Genomic DNA, 22627 nt, shown 5'->3' with positions numbered 1-22627 from the left:
TTAATGTTCAAAAACTTTTTTTTAAGTTTTCATTAAAAACTAATCTCCAAACCATCGTAGGCAAGGTGTATTCCGTGGGGAAGTAACTTATCTTCAACATCATGTAAGCCAAAATGGTGACTCAAATGTGTTAAAAATAATTTTTTTGGTTTTAACTCTTCATACAGTTTAATCACATCAGGCAATATAAAATGAGCAGGATGAGGATCAGATTTCCGAATGCAGTTTAAAATAAGAACATCCAGATTGTACAACTTTTCTTTTTCCTGTTCAGAAATAAAACCGGCATCAGTTATGTAAGCTAAGTTTTTAAATTTATATCCAAAAACGGAAATTTTGTAATGGGTTACCTCAATGGGAGTGATTTTTATATCTAAAATTTCAAATGCATTATTTTCAATAGTATGCAAATCAAAAGCAGGAGCTCCGGGATAACGCTCATCAGCAAATGCATACGGAAAACGATTTCTTACTTCATTTCCCACTCTCTCGCTACAGTAAAGAGGTATATTTTTTCCGCTTTTAAAAATCAAAGGCCGCATATCATCAAGACCAATTACATGATCGTTGTGCTCGTGAGTGAGAAGTGCAATGTCGATGTGATTTTCTTTATTAATGAGCATTTGCAGACGGAAATCGGGGCCGCAATCGATGAGAATTTTTTTATTTTCATCGGTTGTTACCATTGCAGATGCTCTAAAACGATTGTCTTTTGAGTTTTGGGACATACAAACCTCACAAGTACAACCAATAACGGGAACACCCTGAGAAGTTCCGGTTCCTAAAAATTTCAACTTCATTTTGTTTTGAGGTTGGTTTAATTTTGGTAAATTTACGAAAAATTTAATGTCCTAATGTATCAGAAACTAACTCCTAAACAAAAAGCATTAACAATTAATCTAGATCCTACTATTTATGGTACTTTCGCAGAAATTGGAGCAGGACAGGAAACTGTACGACACTTTTTTAGAGCAGGAGGAGCTTCCGGTACGATCGCTAAGGCGATGTCGGCTTACGACAAAGATTTTAGTGATGCCATCTACGGAAAAGAAGTTAAAAACAGATATGTAACCCAGAACAGACTTCGAAAAATGCTTCGCTACGAAGTTTCATTGATCGAAGAGAGGATTTCAAGAGAAAACAGCCCAAACAGGAAGTTTTTTTCTTACGCAAATACCGTAACAACCATTAATTTTGACAAAACTTTAAAAGGTCACGGCTGGGTAGGAATCCGTTTTCAGGTAAAAGAAAATGAAGATTATAATGAAGTTGTCATTCATGTAAAATTCAAAGAAAATGACGCTACTTTACAGCAGGAAACTCTTGGTAATTTGGGTGTGAATCTTATTTTCGGAGCATTTACTTATTTTGATAATCCCAGAAGACTCATTGAATCTTTGTATGACGATGTGGCTACCGACAATCTTGAAATTGATATGATCGATTTCAGCGGTCCAGGCTTTCGCTTACGTTGATAACAGACTGATGTCTTTGCAGTTGGTGAAAAATAACATGACGGATGCAGTAATTTTTAATTCTCAAGGGAATAATATGCTTCCAGCGGATGTTTTGTACAAAAAAAACATTTTCGCTGTACGGGGAAGTTTCAGACCGGTTACGAGAGTAAATATTGATATGCTGCGCAACGGAATGGATATGTTCCTGAAAGATGCCATCTGTACACAAGAAGAAACTGAGGTTTTAATTGAAATTACCATCTCAAACCTGCGTGCAGACGGAGATATTGATGAGCGTGATTTCTTAGATAGAGTAGACGTTCTTGGTAAACTGGGTTATACGGTAATCATTTCAAATTTCTCAGAATATTACAGATTAATCGATTATTTCTCTCATTATACCAATGGCGATATTGGCGTTGCAATGGGAGTAAACAATATGTTAATGGTGTTTGATGAGAAATATTATAAAGATCTTTCCGGAGGAATTTTGGAAGCTTTTGGTAAATTCTTCCGAAATGGAATGAGAGTTTACCTTTATCCTTACAAAGATCCTGAAACTCATGAGCTTTTAAATTCTGAAAATCTTAAAGTAGAAGAAAGTCTGAAAGAATTGTATAAATATTTCAAATTGAATAACCGTATTGTAGACATTAAAAACTATGATCCGGAGTTTTTGGAAATTTATTCGAGAGAGATACTGAGAAAAATAGCCTGCAACGTAAGCGGTTGGGAAAATCAGGTACCGGAAGGTGTTGCTGAAATGATAAAAGAAAGAGGAATGTTCGGTTATAAACAGGAGCTTTCTCTAAAACAATTTTCTTAAAAACAAATTAAAATGTCTGAATTAAAAAAAAGACTTTCGTTTATTCTTGAAAGTCCAAAGCATAATACCAATGAGAAACTTGAGAAAGTTTGCCATTTACTGGATCAGGAAATTTCTTATTTCAACTGGACGGGTTTCTATTTCAAAAACGGAGATAAAGACGAACTGAAATTAGGTCCGTACGTTGGCGCAGAAACAGATCACATTATCATTCCTTACGGAAAGGGAATTTGTGGACAGGTTGCGGTTTCAAACGAAACTTTCGTTGTTCCGGACGTGCAATTACAGGATAATTATCTGAGCTGTTCGATTGATACAAAAGCTGAGATCGTAGTTCCGATTTTTAAAAATGGAGAAAATATTGGTCAGATTGATATTGATTCTCACACGATTGATCCTTTTACAAAAGAAGATTTAGAATTGCTGGAATGGCTTTGTAATGAAGTTTCAAAAATCTTGTAATCTTATTTAAATTTAAAAATATAATCTCCGGTGAAAATCGGAGTTTTTTTGTGCTTGAATATCGATAGAAACGGGCTTTAGCCCGTTTAAAAATTAAAAAATCATTTGGCTTTAGCCAAAACTTAATGGTTAAATTCAGCAATTAATTCCTTAAAATAATCTTCGCACTTCGCAATATGCGTTCCGTACCACGAAAAAGCTTCACCATCAACAATCATCATCTTCTTGTCAGGATAAAATTCTTTTAATTCTGCAATATGTTTTTCTTTGAAAGGAAATGGTTCTGAAGAAAGCATAACCACATCCGCTTCCGCTAAATCTTCAACCTGAATTTCAGGATAACGGGTTTGATTTTTAAAAATATTTTCAAAACCAATTTCACTAAGAATATGATGAATAAAAGTGTCTGAACCCACCGTCATGTAAGGGTTTTTCCAAATTAAATATGCAACTTTTATTTTAGAATATATTTTCGATTGATTAAGAACATCATATATTTTCAGATTAAAAATTTGGGCTTTTTCTTCTGCATTAAACATCAGGCCTAAGTTTTTAACTAAATAGTAATTGTCTTCAATCGTCTCCGTATTATACACAACCACTTTGAAATCTTTCATTAAAGTTTCAACCTGTTCTTTTACATTTTCTTCTTTGTTGGCTAAAATTATATCGGGATGAAGACTTTTTATTTTCTCCAGATTCAAGTTTTTTGTACCACCGATGATTTCAATATTTTTTACCTTATCTGCAGGATGAATGCAGAATTTTGTTCTTCCGATGACTTCTTTTTCGGTTAATCCCAGATCAAATAAAGCTTCGGTAATTGATGGAACGAGAGAAATAACTTTCATGACTAGATTGTAGACTTTCTCTAAAATTACAAAAGTTTTCCGGTTAAGAAAAGTCCGGCAATCGTAAAGTAAATAATCAAACCTGTTACATCAACCAATGTTGCAACAAACGGGGCAGAAGAAGTTGCCGGGTCAAGATTGAATTTTTTAAGAATAAAAGGAACCATGGATCCCGATAAAGTTCCCCAAAGTACGATCATAGACAGTGATATTCCTGCGCTGAGTGCGATAAAGAACCAATAGTCACCATAATCGAACCAGCCCATCTCGTGCCAAATCATAATTCTGAAAAAACCGATGACTCCAAGAAAAGTACCTAAAATAGCGCCTGTTAATAATTCTTTTTTCATCACAGTCCACCAGTCTTTGATGGTGATTTCCTGAAGCGCCATCGCACGGATTATCAAAGTAGCAGCCTGAGATCCGGAATTTCCGCCACTTGATATAATTAATGGAATAAAAAGGGCAAGTACAACTGCTTTTTCAATTTCGTTTTCATAATATCCCATTACAGAAGCGGTGATCAATTGCAGGAAAAACAAAACAATCAGCCAAAGACCTCTTTTTTTGATCATTTCAAACCAGTGCGTCTGAATATAAGGATCATCCAAAGCTTCAACACCCCCAAACTTCTGAATATCTTCGGTGTTTTGAGATTCAATTTGATCTAAAATGTCATCGATGGTTACAATTCCCACCAAAACTCCGGCTTCGGTGATAATCGGAAGTGCAGTGCGGTCATATTTTTCAAAATACGTTACAGCAGCTTCTTTGGAAGTTGTTGTTTTAATGGCAACAAATTGATCGTCAGTAAGATCAGAAACTAATGTGTCATCTTCTACCAATAATAAACTTCCGAGTGCCAAATCGTCAATCAGGCGGTTTCTCTCATCCACTACATACAGATGATTGATGGTTTCTACTCTTTTTCCTACTTTTTTGATCTGCTGAAGACATCTTTTTACCGTCCATTCTTTCCTGATTTGAATGTAATAAGGAGTCATCAATCGCGCAATAGAATCAGAATCGTAACCCAGAAGTTTTAATGCAATCCTTCTTTCCTGCGGATTCAGATGATTGATGGAATATTTAATTAATTCATCCGGAAAATCTTCAAACAGGGCAGTTCTGTCATCGGGAGTCATCGCATTCAGAATTTCTGAAACCTCTTCACTACCGATACTTCTGATGGTTTCTTCCTGAAAATCAGGATCAAGATGAGAAAAAACATCAGCTTTGTATTCTTTCGGAACTTTTAAAAATGCCAATAACCTTTCATCAGCATGAAGTTCGCTAAGTCTTTCGGCAATATCTGCTGGGTTGAAGGTAAGCTCGTCTGTGTGATTCAAAACCTGAATTTTTGGATATGCAAAAATAATCCAAAATATCAACAAACAATAACGATAACGTAAATTTAAGGATTTATTAAAGCTTAGAAACCTGCTTCAGAAGAAGGCTTTTGTTTCCTGAGTTCTTTGATGATGCTTTTCATTGCACCATTAGTACCGATTTTTATCGAATTCTCTGCTGAACCCAAAAGACGCATATTTTTACGATAGGTATCATAATCGGAAGATGCTATAAAATTGCCTTCTGCATCAAAGAGTTTCATGCTTACAACAACCTGGCTGGAAAAAACATATTTTCCTAATCCTACTTTGAAATATTTTACTTTAGGAACAATCACAAAATCGGCATCGTTGTTTTTGCTGTATTCAACAATTGTTTTAGAATCGATGCTGTCGTAAGAAATCTGAACCTCAGATCTCAGCATTTTATTTTTTCTGAATGCACTTACTTTATCTGAAACCGCACTGAAAAATGCGTGGTTGGTAGGTTCTTTGATTTCTTCAAGATCAGGCTCTACTTCGGGATTGAAATATAAGATTTTCTTTATTTTATCATGATGGTGGGTTTTCTGTGCTTTTACAGAAGAAATACCTGCGATAAATACAATAGAAACAAGCGTATAAAATAAGATTTTTTTCATGATTTTGAACACAGCAAAAGTACTGTCTTTTAATGAAATGGCATAATTTTATTAAGAAATTTTTAACATATTTTTCTATCCAGTTTAATAAACATCATCAATAATGTTTTGCTGCGTAGAAAAATAGTTGTAATTTTGCACCCGTTACATAATAATCATTAAACAATATTGGAATGTACTTAACAACAGAAAAAAAAGCAGAAATTTTCGCAAAACATGGAAAATCTGCACAAGACACAGGAAGTGCTGAAGGACAAGTTGCACTTTTTACTTTCAGAATCAACCACTTATCTCAGCATTTGAAGACTAACCGTCATGACTTTGCTACTGAAAGATCTTTGGTGAAATTAGTAGGTAAGAGAAAAAGTTTGTTAGATTATCTTAAAAACAAAGATATCACAAGATATAGAGCAATTATTGCTGAACTTGGTTTAAGAAAATAATCTATAAGATTTCCAAAAAATAAGAAGCAACTTCGCAAGAGGTTGCTTTTTTTATGCTCTGATAATCAGAAATTTTCAATCGACTTATTAACTTTTACCTGTTTTCGGACAAGAATATTTACTTTTGCTTCTTTTAATTTAATTGAAAGATTTGAAACAGTTTTATTACTATTTGTTGATATTGATACCATCCTTCTTATATTCTCAGGATCAGGATTCTATTTCTGAAAATAATCTTCAGGGTACGGTCAGTTTACAGTTAGGCAAATTTTTAGGTACAAATGATTATCTGAAGGCGCTGGATCATCGAACGGTAATCGGTGCTTCTGCAGAACTTACCGTACAGACAGACGGAAGCAAAGAGTGGCACAAAAGATTTGGTCTGCCATATTATGGCGGAGGTATTTTGGCTTTAAATTTCCCGGGAAATAACGATATGGGAAGTCCGTTTACAGTTTACGGAACATTCGGCGGAACCATGAAGCGCGCTACAAATCATTCCTGGAATTATGAAACGAGCGCAGGCTTTGCATTTGGCTGGAATCCTTATGATCTGCAAAAAGGTTATCTCAATCAGACTTTAGGTTCATCGGTCAGTATTTATATTAACTTAGGTGCGAGTTACAAATATTATTTGGGAAAACACTTTGATTTGGGTCTGGGTCTTAATTTTAACCACTTTTCAAATGGTGCTTTAAAACATCCCAATAAGGGAATGAATATTCTTTCTCCTAAAATTTCGCTGACGTATAATTTTAATGAACGGTTTATTCCCAAAAAAGATTCTTTGTCTGCTTTTGATAAATACTCAACATTAGATGTCAATGTTTTCGGAGGAGTGAGACATGCTATTTTTATTGGTAAAGATCCGGGTTTTGCAGATTTTGATGTAGATATGGTCAAGAAATTCCAAGGTGAATATTATCAAAATTGGGGTATTGAAACGGTTTACCACAGGCAAATCACGTACAAATCTTCTTTAGGATTAGGAGTGGGTCTGTTGTATGATGAAGATTATAATAACAGGTTTTATCAGGACGAAAGTGGAGCAATCCAAACTGAAAAAAGATTTAAAAAAGACAATCTTCTGCTCAATATTTTCCCTTCTTACCGGCTTTCTATTTCAAAATTCGATATTCAGCTTCAGCCTGGATTTCATTTATTTAAAAAAGAAATCGACCGTCGCTATGATAAAACTATTTTTTATCAGCGGGTGGGGTTCCAATATACAGTCGGGAGAAATTTACTGTTAGGAATTGCTTTGAGATCTTATAAGTTTCACAAAGCTGATTATATAGAATGGAGACTCGGTTACAGGATATTCAACAAGAAAAATACATAATGGTCCGTTTTAAATTACAATTTTTCTCCGCTGAAATTTTAAATATTCTATTTAAAACAAAAACAGTAAATTTGCACCACATTTTTAGACGAAATTATAATAATTAAAGCGCTCAATACGGAGTGCAACACAAAACAATTTATGAGTATACCTCAAGCAATTACAGAAACGATCATTCTTGCAGACGGCAGAGAGATCACAATCGAAACAGGAAAATTAGCAAAACAAGCTGATGGTTCTGTAGTCGTAAAAATCGGCGGAACAATGCTTTTAGCAACTGTTGTTGCCAGCAAAGAAGCAAAAGAAGGTGTAGATTTTCTACCCTTAACAGTAGATTACAGAGAAAAATTCTACGCAGGCGGAAAAATCCCCGGAAACTTTTTCAGAAGAGAAGCCAGACCTTCAGATCAGGAAATCCTGACGATGCGTTTGGTAGACAGAGTTTTGAGACCATTATTCCCGGAAGATTTCCATGCGGAAGTTCAGGTAATGATTTCATTAATTTCTTATGACGGAGTTTCAATTCCTGATGATTTGGCAGGTCTTGCAGCTTCTGCAGCGATTGCAATCACTGATATTCCTTTCAACGGACCAATGTCTGAAGTAAGAGTAGTAAGAATTGACGGAAAATTATCAGTTAATCCTAATTACGCAGATCTTAAATTGGCCGACCTTGATATTATGGTAGGAGCAACGAAAGATTCTATCGTAATGGTAGAAGGTGAAATGAAAGAAATTTCTGAGGCAGAAATGCTTGAAGCAATCCAGTTCGCTCACGTTGAAATCAAAAAACAGGTAGAAGCTCAGGAAAGATTGGCTGAAAAAGTAGGCAAATCTTTACCAAAAAGAGAATACAGCCACGAAAATCACGACGAAGCAATTCGTGAGAAAGTGTGGAAAGAAACATACGATAAAGTATACGAGGTAGCAAAAATTCCTTCAGGAAAAGAGGAAAGACACGAAAAATTCAAAGCTGTTTTGGCTGAGTTTTTAGCTCAGTATGTTGAACACGCAGACGAATTAGAAAGAGTAACGCCTTTCGCAAAAGTATATTTCCACGATGTGGAAAAAGAAGCGATGCGTCAGATGATTTTGAATGATAAAATCCGTCTTGATGGTCGTGATCCGCAAACGATTCGTCCGATCTGGAGCGAAATAGATTATTTACCGGGAGCGCACGGTTCTGCCATTTTCACAAGAGGTGAAACGCAATCTTTAACTGCTGTAACTTTAGGTTCAGTAAAAGATGCGAACATGGTAGACAGCGTAATGGTCAACTACGACGAAAGATTCTTCTTACATTATAACTTCCCGCCGTTCTCAACGGGTGAAGCTCGTCCTTTGAGAGGAACTTCAAGAAGAGAAGTGGGTCACGGAAACTTAGCTCAGAGAGCTTTGGCAAATATGATCCCGGAAGAAAATCCTTACACCATCCGTATTGTTTCTGATATTTTGGAATCAAACGGTTCATCTTCTATGGCAACTGTTTGTGCAGGAACTTTAGCATTGATGGATGCAGGTGTACAAATCAAAAAACCGGTTTCCGGGATCGCAATGGGATTGGTAACTGATGTAAAATCTGGTAAATTCACTGTACTTTCTGATATCTTGGGTGATGAAGATCACTTAGGAGATATGGACTTTAAAGTAACCGGAACTGCAGACGGAATCACGGCTTGCCAGATGGACATTAAAGTTCAGGGATTGTCTATGGAAATTATGGAGAAAGCGCTTCTACAGGCTAGAGACGGAAGATTACATATTCTTGATAAATTAAATGAAACGATTTCTGCACCAAGAGAAGACGTGAAACCTCACGCGCCGAAAATGGTCATGCTGGAGATTTCTAAAGATTTCATCGGTGCGATTATCGGACCTGGAGGAAAAATCATTCAGCAGATGCAGAAAGATACAGACACCGTTATCGCAATTGAAGAAGTTGGCGAAATCGGAAGAATAGAGATTTCTGGTGTGAGCAGAGATAAAATCAACGAAGCGATTGCCAAAATCAACGAGATCACTTTTGTACCAACTGTAGGTGAAGTTTACCAGGGTAAAGTAGTGAAAGTAATGGATTTCGGAGCTTTCGTAGCGATTGCAAAAGGAACTGAAGGATTACTTCATATTTCTGAAATCGAATGGGCTCGTCTGGATAAAGTTCCTTATAAAGAAGGTGACGAAGTTGAGGTGAAATTTATGGGTTATGATGACCGTAAAAAGATGAAGCTTTCAAGAAAAGTTTTGTTGCCAAGACCAGAAAGACCGGCTCCGAAACCTAGAAATGAAGAGAACGTAAATCCTAAAGGCAGAGACCAACCGGGAGAACACAAACCTTTGAACGAAGCTTAAGAATTGATTCTTAATCATATTAAATCCCTCAAAAAGAGGGATTTTTGTTTTCTGCAACTATTTGAATAATGAAAAGAATTTAAGTTTTTTTCGAAAAATCCCGATTGACTTTCGAGATGAAATTTGAAGAAGGGTTGTTTGAAAACAAAACTGAAAATCAATAATTTAAATAATTATGATTATTTCGAGGATTTGTCGTATATTTGCAGTATAATTAATAAGAAGGTTTCTGCTTTTCATAACTATTTACAGTTTAGAATACTCATTTTTCCTCAGTTTACATTATTCCAAGTGCCAATTTTACTTATTTCAGAAATAATATTTGAGCAGGCAATTTGAATCACCATTACTGATCAATTTTAGAATACCTTTTTATCTCTGTTCAGGATAAGAAAGTTTAGGAATAAAAAAATCCCTGATAACGATTTTAAATTCAAAAAAAATTATTATCTTAATGCAGTAAAACTACGAAGAGATTTTAACATCATCTTTTCATAGTAATCAGTACGACCTTTTCGATGTATTTATCAGGTGAAATAAGATAAAATCATTGAAAAATAACTCAAGAATAACAATTAATATACAATAATATATGGCGGATTCTTTCTCAAAAAAAGAAAACTTTAAGAAAAAATTACAGAAGCAAAAGGAAAAAGCGATACGTCGCGAGGACCGAAAGAACACCAATGACAAAGGGAAAAGTCTTGATGATATGATCATGTATGTAGATGCAAACGGTCAGTTAACAAGTACACCTCCTGATAACTCTAATGCAGAGGCTATCAATTTGGATAACATTCAGTTGGGTGCAGCTCCTATTCAGGAAGAAGATCCAATCAAGTCTGGTATCGTTACATTTTTCAGCGACAAAGGGTACGGATTTATCACAGAAGATAATTCTAAAGAAAATGTATTCTTTCACAGTAACAACTGTGTGGATATCATTAAAAAAGGAAACAAGGTATCTTTCGAAAAAGAAAGATCACCAAAAGGTTTTTCTGCGATCAATATCAAAATCATCAGATAGTTTTACACTATACATAAAAACAAACCGCTTCAGTGATGAAGCGGTTTTTTGTTTTATAATTTCCGGATATAAGATTATTCTTTTAGAACGCTCTACCGGATGACTGTAAAGATTGTAAGTGGTAACTTGTTGTGTGATTTTTGAAGGTTCGCTACATTTTTAGCGTGTCCAACTTCAGAGGCACTTGACATAATATTTGTGTTTTTAAATTAGTTTTCCAAATATAAAACCCCGGCTCGGAAACTGAGGTTTGTTTTCTTTGGCGCGAGAGGAGATAACACGGAAATTTAATGGGTGCAATCTGATTTTGTTGGAGTGCTATGATGCTAAGATATGAGTGAGGTATTATATATAAATCTTTATCAATATGATTATTGTTGCGAAATATAGATATATTTGTGTACAGTTTAAGACAAAAGATGAAATGTGATTAGCTTATTTATAAATTATTAAATTTCTAATGAAAATACCTGACAAGTTTACAGATATCCTATCAAAAAATCAAATTGCTAATTCGGTTGTGCTAGATGTTATTTCTTCTTTTGAACCAATATTTAAAGATAATAAATTATATTTTTTTGAAGAATATACAGATCATGGTATTGACCATATTGAAAAGGTTTTAGAGTCTGCAGAATTTATTATTTCTATTGATTCTTTTAAAAATATTACAGCTACTGAAATTTCAATTTTAATACTTTCAATTGTTTTACATGATATAGGAATGCATGTTGAGTTAGCTACTTTTAAAGGTATGCTTAATGGTGACTATGATAAATGTAAAAACAATATTATAGATGATAAAACTTGGATCCAGTTATGGAATGAATACTTAACAGAAGTAAAAAGATTTAGTAGTGTACAAAAACAAAATGTTTTTGGAGATAGCTCAATACCTTTTTTAAATCCTAATCTTGATAACAAAGATAATTTAACGGGCTATGATAAAAAATTGATCGGAGAATTCATTCGTAGACATCATTGTAGATTTGCTCAGGAAGTTTCATTAGGAGGTCTAAAAAGCGAGAAAGGTCTTATTAATTTTGGGACAGATAAATTAAATGTACAAACGAAAGAGTTAGCAGGAATATTGGCAAGAAGTCATGGTATGAATATTCGAGACACTTTTGCTTACTTAATGGATATAGGTCATGATAGTTGGAGGAATCCACATGGAGTTAATATAATCTATTTGATGGTCATCTTGAGAATTGCAGACTATATACAAATAGATAATTCTCGTGTTAATACATATCTATTAAAACTAAAAACATTTAATAGTCCAATATCACAGTTAGAAAATCAAAGTCATTTAGCTGTAAATTCAATAAACTTCAATAATGTGGATGAGGAAAGTATTTATGTAGACTGTAGTCCGAATGATAGTGAAATGTTTGTTAAAATCAAAACGCTTATAGCAGATATACAAAATGAATTAGATAAATCTTGGGCAGTTTTAGGTGAAGTTTACGGATTCATTCCTCAAAACAAACCATCGATAAAGTTTAGAAGAATTTTATCAAATTTGGATAATAAAAAGTTTCTAAGTAAACTAGAATATGTACCTAAAAAAATAACTTTTAATGCCGACAACAATTTGTCAAAATTGCTTGTAGCTCCACTATATGGTGATAATCCAACGTTCGGTGTCCGCGAATTATTGCAAAATTCAATTGATGCATGTTTCGAAAGGAAAGAGATTGAGTATCAAAATAAGAATTATAATTATCTTCCAAAAATAGAAATTTCAATTGATAGGTTAAATGATGATGAAAGTATCTTTAAAATTGAGGATAATGGAAAAGGTATGTCTTCTGATGAAATTATTAATTATTTTTTAAACGTTGGGAATTCGTTTCGTAAAAGTATGGAATGGAAGAAACAATTTGTTAATGAAGATGGTAAAACTAAAATAAATCGTAATGGAAAATTTGGCATCGGTGTTTTAGCATCCTTTCTACTAGGTAAAGAAATTAAAGTCGAGACTAAGAATATTCACAATAGCGAATACCATTTTTTTGCAGCGACTATTGATGCACCATATATAAATATAAATAAAGGAAATTCAGAAGATGATTTTGGCACTAAAATATCTGTTGTAATTAATAATGAGGACAGAAATAAACTTATTAATCACAAATGGGACTATCGAGATAACTCTATAAAATGGACCAATTGGTACTTGTATGATGAACCTAAAACAAACTTTTCTGTAGATCAAGAAAGCGTAAGTCGTAAAAATATTATAGAAAATATTCAATTTTTTGATTTTTCTACAAGCGACTTTGAAAAAGTATCTTGGACATATGATCTGAAAATTAGAAATAGAAATTCAAATTTAATTGCTTGCAATGGAATTATAATAATGGAAGATTACAATTCCCGTCGTTTTAGATATCCAGAAAGTTATCAAACTTCTCCTTATGGATACTATCAACAAATGCTTATTGATCGGAAACCAAGTTTACTTATTGTTGATAAGGAGGGTGTATTTCCAGTTAAACTTGATAGAAATGATATTGATTGCGATGAATTTCCATTCGAAAATGAGTTAAAGATAGAAACTGCTAAGCATTTTATTGCTCAATTATTGTTCAGAGAAATTAATACCAAATCCTTTACTGATCCCGAAATCATTCATAGTCCTCATTTTTTATTTGGATCTGAGGGGTTCATTATTGATTCAGAATATTTTATTAATGGCGTAAAAGATGATTTTCAATTTATACGAATCATTAGTGATGATAAACAAATTGAAGTTGATATTTCAGGATATGAAAAGTGTTTATTTGACTTTAAATTGAATACTAAAATTAATCTTACTTATCAAGAGGGTAATGTTGCTCCCCTTGGTGGAGGCTTAATATTACTGGAGAAAAATAAATATGTATCGTTATTTCAAGATAAAGTTAAAAGACTTAATAGATATGTTTTAGATAATGTTAATATAATTGATCAAAATCAGAAGTACGTCCTTTATACAATGTATGATTACAATCATACCAATCCAAAAATATTAACAGGATTAAATGATATTAATAAAAACCTTTTGAATAGAGCAGCTTCTATTCAAGAGATTACAAATTTGTCCTTTACCACAAAAGAGGGAAATATTCTAAATGAACTTTTTAAAAAGTATATTAAAACCAATTATATTATACCATATGAGATGTCTAAACGTAGAGAATTGTATAAGGAAGCCTTTAAAGAATTATCCCACTATGTTAGTAAATGACCATGCATGAATTGTAAATCTTATGAGTAATTTATCAAGAAATAATCAAGAAATTTTGAAAATAATGTTTGTCAAATTATTAAAAACCGCTTGCACATGACAAGCGGTTTTTAGTTCTAATTTTTATTAAACTTCTTCCTCTTCCAGGGCGCATTTTTCTGCACATCTCCCGCCATAATACATCCATAAGGCATCACTTCATCCAGGACTTCGCACAATCCGTATTCTTCAATTTGTGCTCTGACGTTTTTGGCACTTTTATAAGCGGTCGGAAGTTCGGAAATATCAATGTCGTTTGTAAAGAAACGGATGTCTAATCCTTGCGTTTCTTCTTCAAAAACTTCTTCAATGGTTTTATGAGCCAATGATTTTTTATGCTGTGTTCTGCTGAAATTTCTTCCTGCTCCATGCGGCGCAAAACCTAAGTTTCTGTCATTGGTTTTCCCCTGAACGATTAAAACAGGTTCTGCCATATTCAACGGAATCAATCTTGGTCCGGTAATATCGGGCATAAATTTGTCATCCAACGGAGTTGCTCCTTTTGCGTGGTAAAATAAATCTCCATCCTTGAAAACGAAGTTATGCTCGTTCCAGTATCTGTTTTGTTTTTCGATCTTTAATTTCTCTAAAACTGCGTTATGAATAGCTTCATGGTTTTCCTTCGTCCATGCTCTGATCAATTGCAAAGCTTCCCAATATGATTTTCCTTCTTCAGTTTCAAAAGGAATCCATGCGTTTTCTTTTAAAGTTTCCGGGGAAATTTCCATTCTGAAACGGTTGGCAATTTTCATTCCTTTGTCGTACAAAGCTGCTCCCGGAGCTCGTGATCCGTGGTGCGTCACCATCATTGTGTTTCCTGTGTTTTTTGAAGTTCCTACAAAAAGAAAATGGTTTCCATCGCCCTGAGTTCCCATGTGGGATCTTGCAATGCTGATTAATCGTTCGTCATTCAAAAAGAAATTGTCTCTGAAAGCATCCATCAATTCCTGCGACATTTCCATTTGTTCACCTCTCGGTCTTCCTCCATATCCGAAATGGGTGATAGAATGGGCGGCATCCAGAATTTCTTTAGGATCAGCTTTTCCAAAGTCTGTCAACATGACCGAACAGCAGATATCTGCGCTATGAAATCCGGGATGAATTGCATTTTTCGCAACGACCACTCCGCCAACCGGAATGTGACCTTCGGGACCTGTAGGACACGCATCGGGCATAATGGCTCCATTGATTAATGTTGGAGTTTTCATTAAAACTTTCATCGTGTTGATGACTTTTTCTACATTGTCGATTTCATTGTCATGTTCCGGACGGATGTTGATGATAAAATCTTTAGGCTCTTCATGTAGTGGAATCGGATCCGGTGATCTGAACTGTTCAAGATAAGTTGCCAGATCATTTTCGTCTAATTGATTTTCATTAATATATTGTATTGCTTCATTAAACCATTTTCCAGGTCTGAATCCTAATTCGATTAAATCGTTTCCGTTGATTGTTTTAGTTGTATTCATTTGTTCGTTATTTGATGATGCAAAGTAATGGGCTTGTTGCGTAATCTTTTTGCGCAGATGATTTAATTTTAATTATTTTTGATAAATTTTAAAAAATGTTAGAACAATTAAAAACTTCTTCTGAAACGATTCAATTTAACGATGTTATTGCATACATCGATGAGCACTATGATTTTACTCCGACAAAATTCACCAACGGAAATATGGTGAACGAAGCAGATCAGAATAACGGTTCATGCAAAGTTTTCAGTTTTGGAAGGCTGAATGATTTGTCAAAAGAAGATACACTTTCTCTTTTCGGCTCTTTTTACCGGGAAGATGTTTTGAAAAATCCCGAAGGAACAGATCATCAGAATATCAGGAATTTTATAGAATTTGGCTGGGATGGAATTTCTTTTCAAGGGGAAGCTTTGAAGAGAAAATAGTATTTTCCTTAATTGTTGAGATTCCTACAGAATGACAAAGTGTTATTCTTTATAACCACCCCGTCAAAAATTCTTTAAATTTTCGCCACCCCTCCAGAGGATGGGAATTTCAGTCGCTTTAGTTTTAAATTCAGCCTTAATCTTTGCCTTTAGCTATGTCATCCAACAAAAATGCTCTTATACGATATAAAACTTTGGATAAATGCCTTAAAAATAAATACAAGCAATACACTTTAGAAGATTTGATTGAAGAATGTTCCGAAGCGTTGTTTGAATTTGAAGGCAAAGAATCTTTTGTAAGCAAAAGAACGGTGCAGCTTGATCTGCAGAATATGCGCAGTGAAAAATTCGGGTATGAAGCTCCCATTGAAGTTTATGAAAGAAAATACTACCGATACAGCGACCCGGATTACAGCATTCACCAGATTTCTGTGAACGAAAATGATCTCAAAGCAATGAATAATGCGGTGCAGATTTTAAAGCAGTTTAAAGATTTTTCAATGTTTAAAGACATGAACGGTGTCATTCAGAAACTGGAAGACTCGATTCATTCAACCAATCAAAAATCAATCATTCATTTAGATAAAAATGAACGGCTGAAAGGTCTGGAGCATATCGATATTTTGTACGAAAGTGTTTTAAATAAAAAGGTTTTGAAAATTACCTATAAAAGTTTTAAAGCGAAAGAAGAAAATATTCTGACGGTTCATCCTCAATTATTGAAAGAATATAACAATCGCTGGTTTTTGATTTGTTGGTACAAAAATGCGATTTTCAATCTGGCTCTGGACCGAATGGAAGATATTAAGATCGATGAAAACAGTGAATATATTGATAAAGATTTTGATGCAGACCGTTATTTCGGAGAAGTGATCGGTGCAACGGTTTCTGAAACCCAACGACCGCAAAATGTTATTTTTGTAGTGAATTCAAAACACGCACCTTATGTAAAAACAAAACCATTTCATCACTCTCAGGAGATTATGAGTGAAGATGAAAACGGCACAACTTTTAAAATTTGTGTGCAGCTCAATTTTGAACTGGAAAGAATGATCCTGGGAATGGGAGAATTTTTAACTGTTTTAGCACCCAGGAAGTTAAAGCAAAGGATTGCCAAAAGTCTGAGGATTGCCAATGCAAATTATCAGAACGACTTCAAAATGTAATTTTTTTAGGAGTAAAAATTTTGGCGCAGATATTGTAATTATCAGGAAAAATAAATAGTATGAGATCAAGACTTTTTAAAACAATACTTACGCTCGTTGCGCCACTGGTTATCGAATTTCTGATCAAGAAATTTACAGAAAAGAAAGATGTAGTGAAAGATCCTAATAAGCAGATTCCTTCGCCTCATTAACAAAACAACTTTAATAATTTAGCCTTACACTGTGTAAGGCTTTTTCATTTTATACGAAATCATACACCCCGTTTTTCCAGCCCAAAACTTTTGATGAATCGGCATTCAGCCAGTTTTTGAGAATTGTGGCGTAGACTTTTCTGAAATCTTCGGTGTAAATTAAATCTCCTTCATTTAAATTCTGCAAATCGGGTAGGGCATTTAAAATACCTTTCTTTTTTAATCCACCACTGATGAAAAACATTTGGTTGGCGGTTCCGTGATCAGTCCCTTTGCTTGCGTTTTGGGCAACACGTCTTCCGAATTCTGAGAAAGTCATCAGTAAAATATCATTAAACAATCCGTTGGCTTTCATATCTGCAACGAAAGATTTCACAGCATCGTTGATTTCTCCAAACAATTTCTGCTGTCTTTCATTTTGATTGACGTGGGTGTCAAAACTTCCTATCGAAAGATAATAAACCTGGGTATTGATATCCGATTTAATCAATGAAGCAACTGTTTTAAAGTCTTTGCCCAACTTAGAATTAGGATATTCCTGTGTCGATTTTTTTGCCTTGCTTTTTTCAAAGATATAATCAGCATTATTGATCGTTGAACCTAAGGTTTTGTATAAATAAGAAACTGTTTCCTCCTCATGGTGATGGTCGTTTTCATAAAGAGATTTAAAATATTTTTCCTGACTGGTCTGATATAATTTTTTAGGATCTTTAAAGGCAAAAGCTTTGTTGTTTTCACCTTTTAAAGCCAGACTCAACATATCATCAACTTCCAGAGCCTGCGTTGGATGTTCGCATTTATAACATTCTTCATCCAGGAATCTTCCGAGCCATCCTGTTTCCAGAAATTCGTCGCTTTTGCTTGCAGAATGCCAAATATCCATACTTCTGAAATGCGATTTATCAGGATTGGGATACCCTACATTATTCATCAATGATAGTTCGCCACTGTCATGTAATTCTTTAAAATAAGACAGAGCCGGATTGATTCCTGTTTCGTCATTTAATGCTAAAGAATCTGTAACAGCAATATTGCTTCTTTCTTTAAAATAGATGTCATTTTTAGTAGGAATAATCGTATTTAAGCCATCATTTCCACCTGTAAACTGAAGTACAATTAAAATTTTCTGATTAGGATTCAGCGCATTGTCCAACGTCATCGACTGCAGAAAGTTAGGTACAAATAACGAAGCCGTTGCTAACGAACTTATTTTTAAAAATTCTCTTCTTTTGATAATCATAATGATTTTGTTTAAAAGTTTACAGTGAGCTTTACATCAATTGATATTCCGGTGTCGACATCAGATTGATGACATTCATTTTCAGACTCTGGTCAGAAAACTGTTTCACGATCTTCATATCCAAAGATTCTGGATTGATAATCAAATAATCTTCAGCTTTTTTACCATCCAGAACCTGATCCACTTTGGCCCAGTCAATGGTGATATTTGGATTTTTAAAACTTTTATTTAAAGCTTCCCGGGATTTCATTCCCATATCCATGTCGTCATCTTCTTTTGCTGAATATTCCATTGGTCTTAAACCTAACCAAATCTGCGGAATCTGAAGTCGCAACATCAGAGTAGAACTGTCAATCCATGATTTTCCGTTTGGCCAGCCTGCTACATTGGGCGGATAAAGCAACATTTGTCCCAGAAGTTTCTGATAAACGGTAATGTTCTCAGGATTCTGAATTTCCATGGGTAAAATTCGCATCATTCCGACAAGAAGTTCTGTTGGTGATTTTATTCTGTTTCCGATATTTTTCCTGTCATAAAACCACGAACTGGAAAAAATATCGTTCATCAGTTTTTTGATGTCGTACCCGGATTCATAAAAGTTTTGGCTGAGTTTTTTAATAATGGTTGCATCCGGTTTTTCATTCACAAAAAAAGTGTAAATTTTTGTCGTGATAAATTCTGCTGTTTCTTTTTGTTCCAAAATAATATTTAAAACATCATCACCCGTGAAGTTTCCTGTTTTCCCGAGAAAAGTTTTTGTACCGGTGTCGTGAAGTTTTTTTCTTTCATTAAAATTCCCTTCCTTATCATAACCCCAACCTGTAAATGCTCTTGCAGCTTCCCGAATATCTTTTTCGGTATAATTTCCTCTTCCCATTGTAAAAAGTTCCATCACTTCACGGGCAAAATTTTCGTTGGGATGATCTTTTTTATTTTGCTGATTATTCAGAAAGCTAAGCATTGCGGGAGAGCGACTGACTTCAAACAATAAATCTTTGAAATTTCCTAAAGCCTTTTCACGAATCACATTGAGAAGTTGCCGATTGAATTTGGGATTGTTGATTCTCGTGGCAAAATGTCCGTGCCAGAAAAAAGCCATTTTTTCTCTCAGCTGTTCTTTGCTTTCCGTCATTTTTTTCAGAAAATTGAGATTCAGTTCTGTATTTTGCTTCTGATTGACTTTTTGAATTTCCCTTTTCTGCATTGCATTAGCTTTGGGATCATCATATGGTATGGGTTCAATATCCGGAGATTGATATTGTATAGGTGAAAAGACTTCTTCTGTGAATAATTCTTTTAAAATTATTTTTTTATCTCTTGTTTTTAAATCTCTCACTTGCTCGGTTGCTATTCCGAAACCGGCTCTTGAAAGGAGATGTTTATTTTCAGTCAGAGAAGAAGCTGCCATACGTTCTGTTTTATTTTTTTGATCTCTAAATGTAATAGAAGTTAAAGAATAATGACAGATTAAAACGAAATTTAATATTGGATATTGTATAAAGTTAAACAACTATTTAATTAATACCAAATTTAATATACTGATAATCATTTATTTATCATATTTAATAAGGGTTTAAAACTGTTTTGTGAATTATTTTGGCATGATTTTTCCTCATCCACATTTAGTAAAATTATAAAAATCAGAGTTATGAAAATGTTTAAGCAAGCTATTTTAGGAGCAGGAATTTTAACAGCAGGATTAGTGAGTGCACAGAGTGTAAGTATGAATAACATGATTAAAGTTGGGGCAACTGCAGGTATTGCTGTTCCTTCTGATAACCTTTCTGCAGCGGTAGGTGTAGATGTAGCGTATCAAAACCTGATCACTCCGGGATTTGGTTTGGGTATTGCAACAGGTTATACTCATTATTTTGGAAAAGAAAATAACGGATATGATAATAATGATGTGGGTGTAGTCCCGGTTGCAGCACTATTCAGAATTTATCCTAAGCAGACAGGTTTCTACTTCGGAGCAGATCTTGGTTACGGATTTTTAGTGGGAGATGACAAGGTCGCAAACAACTCAACAGCAGACAGACCAGATGGTGGTTTCTATTTAAAACCGGAGATCGGATATCACAATCAAGACTGGAATTTCTTCCTTCAATATCAGAAAGTATTCTCAGGAAGTAATGGTGATGTAGCCAATCAGGACTATAATGTGGGAAGCATCGGAGCAGGATTTTCTTACAACATTCCTTTAGGAAAATAATTAAAACCTATATAATTAGTTATTAACCAAACCTTTTCGATTTTCTGAAAAGGTTTTGTTCTACCTAGCAAGAATTACCAAAACAATTATTATATTTGATAAAATTAGTGATTATGAACTTAAATCCAAAATTTCCACTTTTTTTACCGGGAGTAAAAAACAACAGTAATGATAATGTTTCGATCATTGGTGTAAACCTACGTGAAGATGTTACTACAATCGCTTATTATATTTCTGATAACGGTGGAATTGAAACTAAAATTCAAAAAAATTATCCTACTAAAGAATATTCTGCATTTTCTGAGATCCTTACACAGTTTATCAATGAAGAGCAGCTACAAAATGTGAAACGTCTTGGAATTTCTGTTCCGGGACCAGTTTTAAACGGGAAAAGCAGCCCGGCAAGATTGGGCTGGAGTTTTGATATTGAAGAATATAAAAACACATTCGGATTTGAAGATGTCATTATGCTGAACGACCAGGAAGCTTCTGCTTACGGTATTGCTCTTTTACAAGACAGTGATCTTGATGCTATTTACAGCAGTGGTCATCTCGAAAAAGGTAATGTAGCGATTTTGGCTCCAGGAAATGGTTTAGGGGAAGCCGGATATTTCTTTGACGGAAAATATTTAAGACCTTTTGCTACAGAAGGCGGTCATTCAGAATTTTCTCCAAGAACAAATGTTGAGGTTGAGTTTTATCAATTCTTAAATAACATCTATGGAATTGTAAGCTGGGAAAATGTATTGTCTAAAACAGGACTTTTTAATATTTACAGATTCTTAAGAGACGTAAAAAGACATCCTGAGCCGGAATGGCTATCAGAAAGATTAGCCAACGGAAATTTCACCGAAGAAATCTTCAAGGCAGCGGCAGAAGAAGATGCAATGATTTGCAGAATAGCATTGGATACATTTATTGAATTTTTAGCAAGAGAGGCAAACAATCTTACGTTAAAACTAAAAGCGACCGGTGGTTTATTGATCACAGGAGACATTCCGCAGATCATCAGAAGCTACATCAATAAAGATAAATTTTACGAAAAATTTAAAATAAGCGATAAAATGGAAGACATGCTGAAGAACATTCCTATTTATCTGATCAATACGGATAGTACGAGTATTGACGGCGCTGCTCTCTATGCAGCTTATTATAAAGAATAAAAAACAGCTCCGGAGAAATTCGGAGCTTTTTCTTTGAATGATTTCATTCATAAAAATATTTTGTGTTATTGATGTACATCAAGATCAACTAACAGATAAGATAATTACATTTGCAGCAAATAATAATTAAAATAATTGTATTCATGAAAAAAATGTTTTTATTAGCGGTTTTAGCTGGTGGTCTGGCTTTCGGACAGTCAAAAAAAGTAGTAACATCTGATGTTCACTGGTGGGGTTATAAAGTTGCTAAAACAGAGTCTAGTTCTCACGACGGAACTGTAAAAGTAAAATCAGGAAACATCATCATGAAAGGAAATGAGGTTGTAGGAGGCGATTTCGTTTTAGATATGAACTCTATCAACGCTACGGATCTGTCAGGAGAATATCAGGGAAAATTGAACGGTCATCTTAAAAACGGAGATTTCTTCGAAGTTGAAAAATTCCCGACAGCAAGTTTCAAAATAACTTCTGTGAAGAAAAACAGCGATAAAGTTTACAATCGTCTGGTATCAGGAAATCTTACGGTGAAAGGAAAAACAAATCCGGTATCCTTCCCTGCAAAAATTACCAATACCAATGGTACTGTAAATTTGGAGTCTAAAAAATTCTCTTTCGACAGACAAAAATTTGATGTGGTTTACAAATCTTCAATGAAAGATGTTTTTGTGAAAGATGAGGTGGATATGCTTGTAAAAGTGAGCGCTAAATAAATTAATCAAAAAAATATTGTTAAAAGTGTA

19 protein-coding genes and 1 pseudogene are annotated in these 22627 nt (G+C 34.3%); 13 read left to right on the top strand and 7 right to left on the bottom strand.

Annotation, left to right across the window (positions count from 1 at the left end):
- Window positions 1-32: 32 nt before the first annotated feature.
- Window positions 33-800 (bottom strand): MBL fold metallo-hydrolase, encoded by a 768-nt coding sequence (locus ACZZZA_RS15560; RefSeq protein ID WP_463433293.1) that lies wholly within the window; start codon window positions 798-800, stop codon window positions 33-35.
- Window positions 801-854: 54 nt separating this feature from the next.
- Between ACZZZA_RS15560 and ACZZZA_RS15555 the strand changes: the two are divergent.
- Window positions 855-2283: pseudogene (locus ACZZZA_RS15555) on the top strand (TonB-dependent receptor).
- Window positions 2284-2295: 12 nt separating this feature from the next.
- Window positions 2296-2745: a GAF domain-containing protein gene (locus ACZZZA_RS15550; protein WP_463433291.1), complete on the top strand. Its 450-nt coding sequence runs from the start codon at window positions 2296-2298 to the stop codon at window positions 2743-2745.
- A 122-nt stretch (window positions 2746-2867) separates the two neighbouring features.
- Here the strand turns inward: ACZZZA_RS15550 and ACZZZA_RS15545 are convergent, their stop codons facing one another.
- The 3 genes from ACZZZA_RS15545 to ACZZZA_RS15535 all read right to left on the bottom strand — a co-directional run bounded on the left by ACZZZA_RS15545 (window position 2868) and on the right by ACZZZA_RS15535 (window position 5586).
- Window positions 2868-3596 (bottom strand): ABC transporter substrate-binding protein, encoded by a 729-nt coding sequence (locus ACZZZA_RS15545; RefSeq protein ID WP_463433289.1) that lies wholly within the window; start codon window positions 3594-3596, stop codon window positions 2868-2870.
- A 26-nt stretch (window positions 3597-3622) separates the two neighbouring features.
- Window positions 3623-4945 carry a magnesium transporter gene (gene mgtE, locus ACZZZA_RS15540; protein ID WP_463433287.1) on the bottom strand — a complete coding sequence of 441 codons (1323 nt, stop codon included), beginning with the start codon at window positions 4943-4945 and terminating at the stop codon, window positions 3623-3625.
- A gap of 83 nt (window positions 4946-5028) precedes the next feature.
- Entirely contained in the window at window positions 5029-5586 is a 558-nt protein-coding gene (locus tag ACZZZA_RS15535) for a pyruvate decarboxylase (protein WP_463433285.1), read from the bottom strand.
- Window positions 5587-5759: 173 nt separating this feature from the next.
- Here ACZZZA_RS15535 and rpsO point away from each other — a divergent pair, with 173 nt between their 5' ends.
- The 5 genes from rpsO (at window position 5760) to ACZZZA_RS15510 (ending at window position 13982) form a co-directional block, all read left to right on the top strand.
- Entirely contained in the window at window positions 5760-6029 is a 270-nt protein-coding gene (gene rpsO / locus ACZZZA_RS15530; RefSeq protein WP_463433283.1) for a 30S ribosomal protein S15, read from the top strand.
- A gap of 151 nt (window positions 6030-6180) precedes the next feature.
- Complete coding sequence (locus ACZZZA_RS15525; RefSeq protein ID WP_463433281.1) at window positions 6181-7371, top strand: acyloxyacyl hydrolase; 1191 nt, start codon at window positions 6181-6183, stop codon at window positions 7369-7371.
- Window positions 7372-7512: 141 nt separating this feature from the next.
- On the top strand, window positions 7513-9720 hold the full coding sequence (locus tag ACZZZA_RS15520) for a polyribonucleotide nucleotidyltransferase (RefSeq protein ID WP_463433279.1): 2208 nt from the start codon (window positions 7513-7515) through the stop codon (window positions 9718-9720).
- A gap of 592 nt (window positions 9721-10312) precedes the next feature.
- Complete coding sequence (locus tag ACZZZA_RS15515) at window positions 10313-10747, top strand: cold-shock protein (protein ID WP_219969579.1); 435 nt, start codon at window positions 10313-10315, stop codon at window positions 10745-10747.
- Between the two features lie 460 nt (window positions 10748-11207).
- Window positions 11208-13982, top strand: a complete 2775-nt coding sequence (locus tag ACZZZA_RS15510) for an HD domain-containing protein (RefSeq protein ID WP_463433275.1) — start codon at window positions 11208-11210, stop codon at window positions 13980-13982.
- A 116-nt stretch (window positions 13983-14098) separates the two neighbouring features.
- Here the strand turns inward: ACZZZA_RS15510 and ACZZZA_RS15505 are convergent, their stop codons facing one another.
- Complete coding sequence (locus tag ACZZZA_RS15505) at window positions 14099-15490, bottom strand: RtcB family protein (protein ID WP_463433273.1); 1392 nt, start codon at window positions 15488-15490, stop codon at window positions 14099-14101.
- Between the two features lie 95 nt (window positions 15491-15585).
- Between ACZZZA_RS15505 and ACZZZA_RS15500 the strand changes: the two genes are divergently transcribed.
- From ACZZZA_RS15500 to ACZZZA_RS15490, 3 genes are all read left to right on the top strand, one after another.
- Entirely contained in the window at window positions 15586-15915 is a 330-nt protein-coding gene (locus tag ACZZZA_RS15500; protein WP_463433271.1) for a HopJ type III effector protein, read from the top strand.
- 155 nt (window positions 15916-16070) lie between these two features.
- Window positions 16071-17081: a helix-turn-helix transcriptional regulator gene (locus tag ACZZZA_RS15495; RefSeq protein ID WP_463433269.1), complete on the top strand. Its 1011-nt coding sequence runs from the start codon at window positions 16071-16073 to the stop codon at window positions 17079-17081.
- A gap of 59 nt (window positions 17082-17140) precedes the next feature.
- Window positions 17141-17272 carry a hypothetical protein gene (locus ACZZZA_RS15490; RefSeq protein ID WP_463433267.1) on the top strand — a complete coding sequence of 44 codons (132 nt, stop codon included), beginning with the start codon at window positions 17141-17143 and terminating at the stop codon, window positions 17270-17272.
- Between the two features lie 49 nt (window positions 17273-17321).
- Here ACZZZA_RS15490 and ACZZZA_RS15485 read toward each other — a convergent pair whose 3' ends face one another.
- Both ACZZZA_RS15485 and ACZZZA_RS15480 read right to left on the bottom strand, forming a co-directional pair.
- Window positions 17322-18512, bottom strand: a complete 1191-nt coding sequence (locus ACZZZA_RS15485; RefSeq protein ID WP_463433265.1) for a DUF1501 domain-containing protein — start codon at window positions 18510-18512, stop codon at window positions 17322-17324.
- A 31-nt stretch (window positions 18513-18543) separates the two neighbouring features.
- A complete protein-coding gene (locus ACZZZA_RS15480; protein WP_463433263.1) occupies window positions 18544-19920 on the bottom strand; it encodes a DUF1800 domain-containing protein in 1377 nt (458 codons plus the stop codon).
- 240 nt (window positions 19921-20160) lie between these two features.
- Between ACZZZA_RS15480 and ACZZZA_RS15475 the strand changes: the two genes are divergently transcribed.
- The 3 genes from ACZZZA_RS15475 (at window position 20161) to ACZZZA_RS15465 (ending at window position 22597) form a co-directional block, all read left to right on the top strand.
- A complete protein-coding gene (locus ACZZZA_RS15475; protein WP_463433261.1) occupies window positions 20161-20724 on the top strand; it encodes a hypothetical protein in 564 nt (187 codons plus the stop codon).
- 113 nt (window positions 20725-20837) lie between these two features.
- Window positions 20838-21887 (top strand): glucokinase, encoded by a 1050-nt coding sequence (locus tag ACZZZA_RS15470; protein ID WP_463433259.1) that lies wholly within the window; start codon window positions 20838-20840, stop codon window positions 21885-21887.
- Window positions 21888-22030: 143 nt separating this feature from the next.
- Window positions 22031-22597, top strand: a complete 567-nt coding sequence (locus ACZZZA_RS15465; RefSeq protein ID WP_463433257.1) for a YceI family protein — start codon at window positions 22031-22033, stop codon at window positions 22595-22597.
- Window positions 22598-22627: the final 30 nt, after the last annotated feature.

The organism is Chryseobacterium sp. AC405b (genome assembly GCF_979258685.1).
Note: the sequence above shows the minus strand (reverse complement) of the source record. Positions and strands in the feature narration are given on the sequence as shown.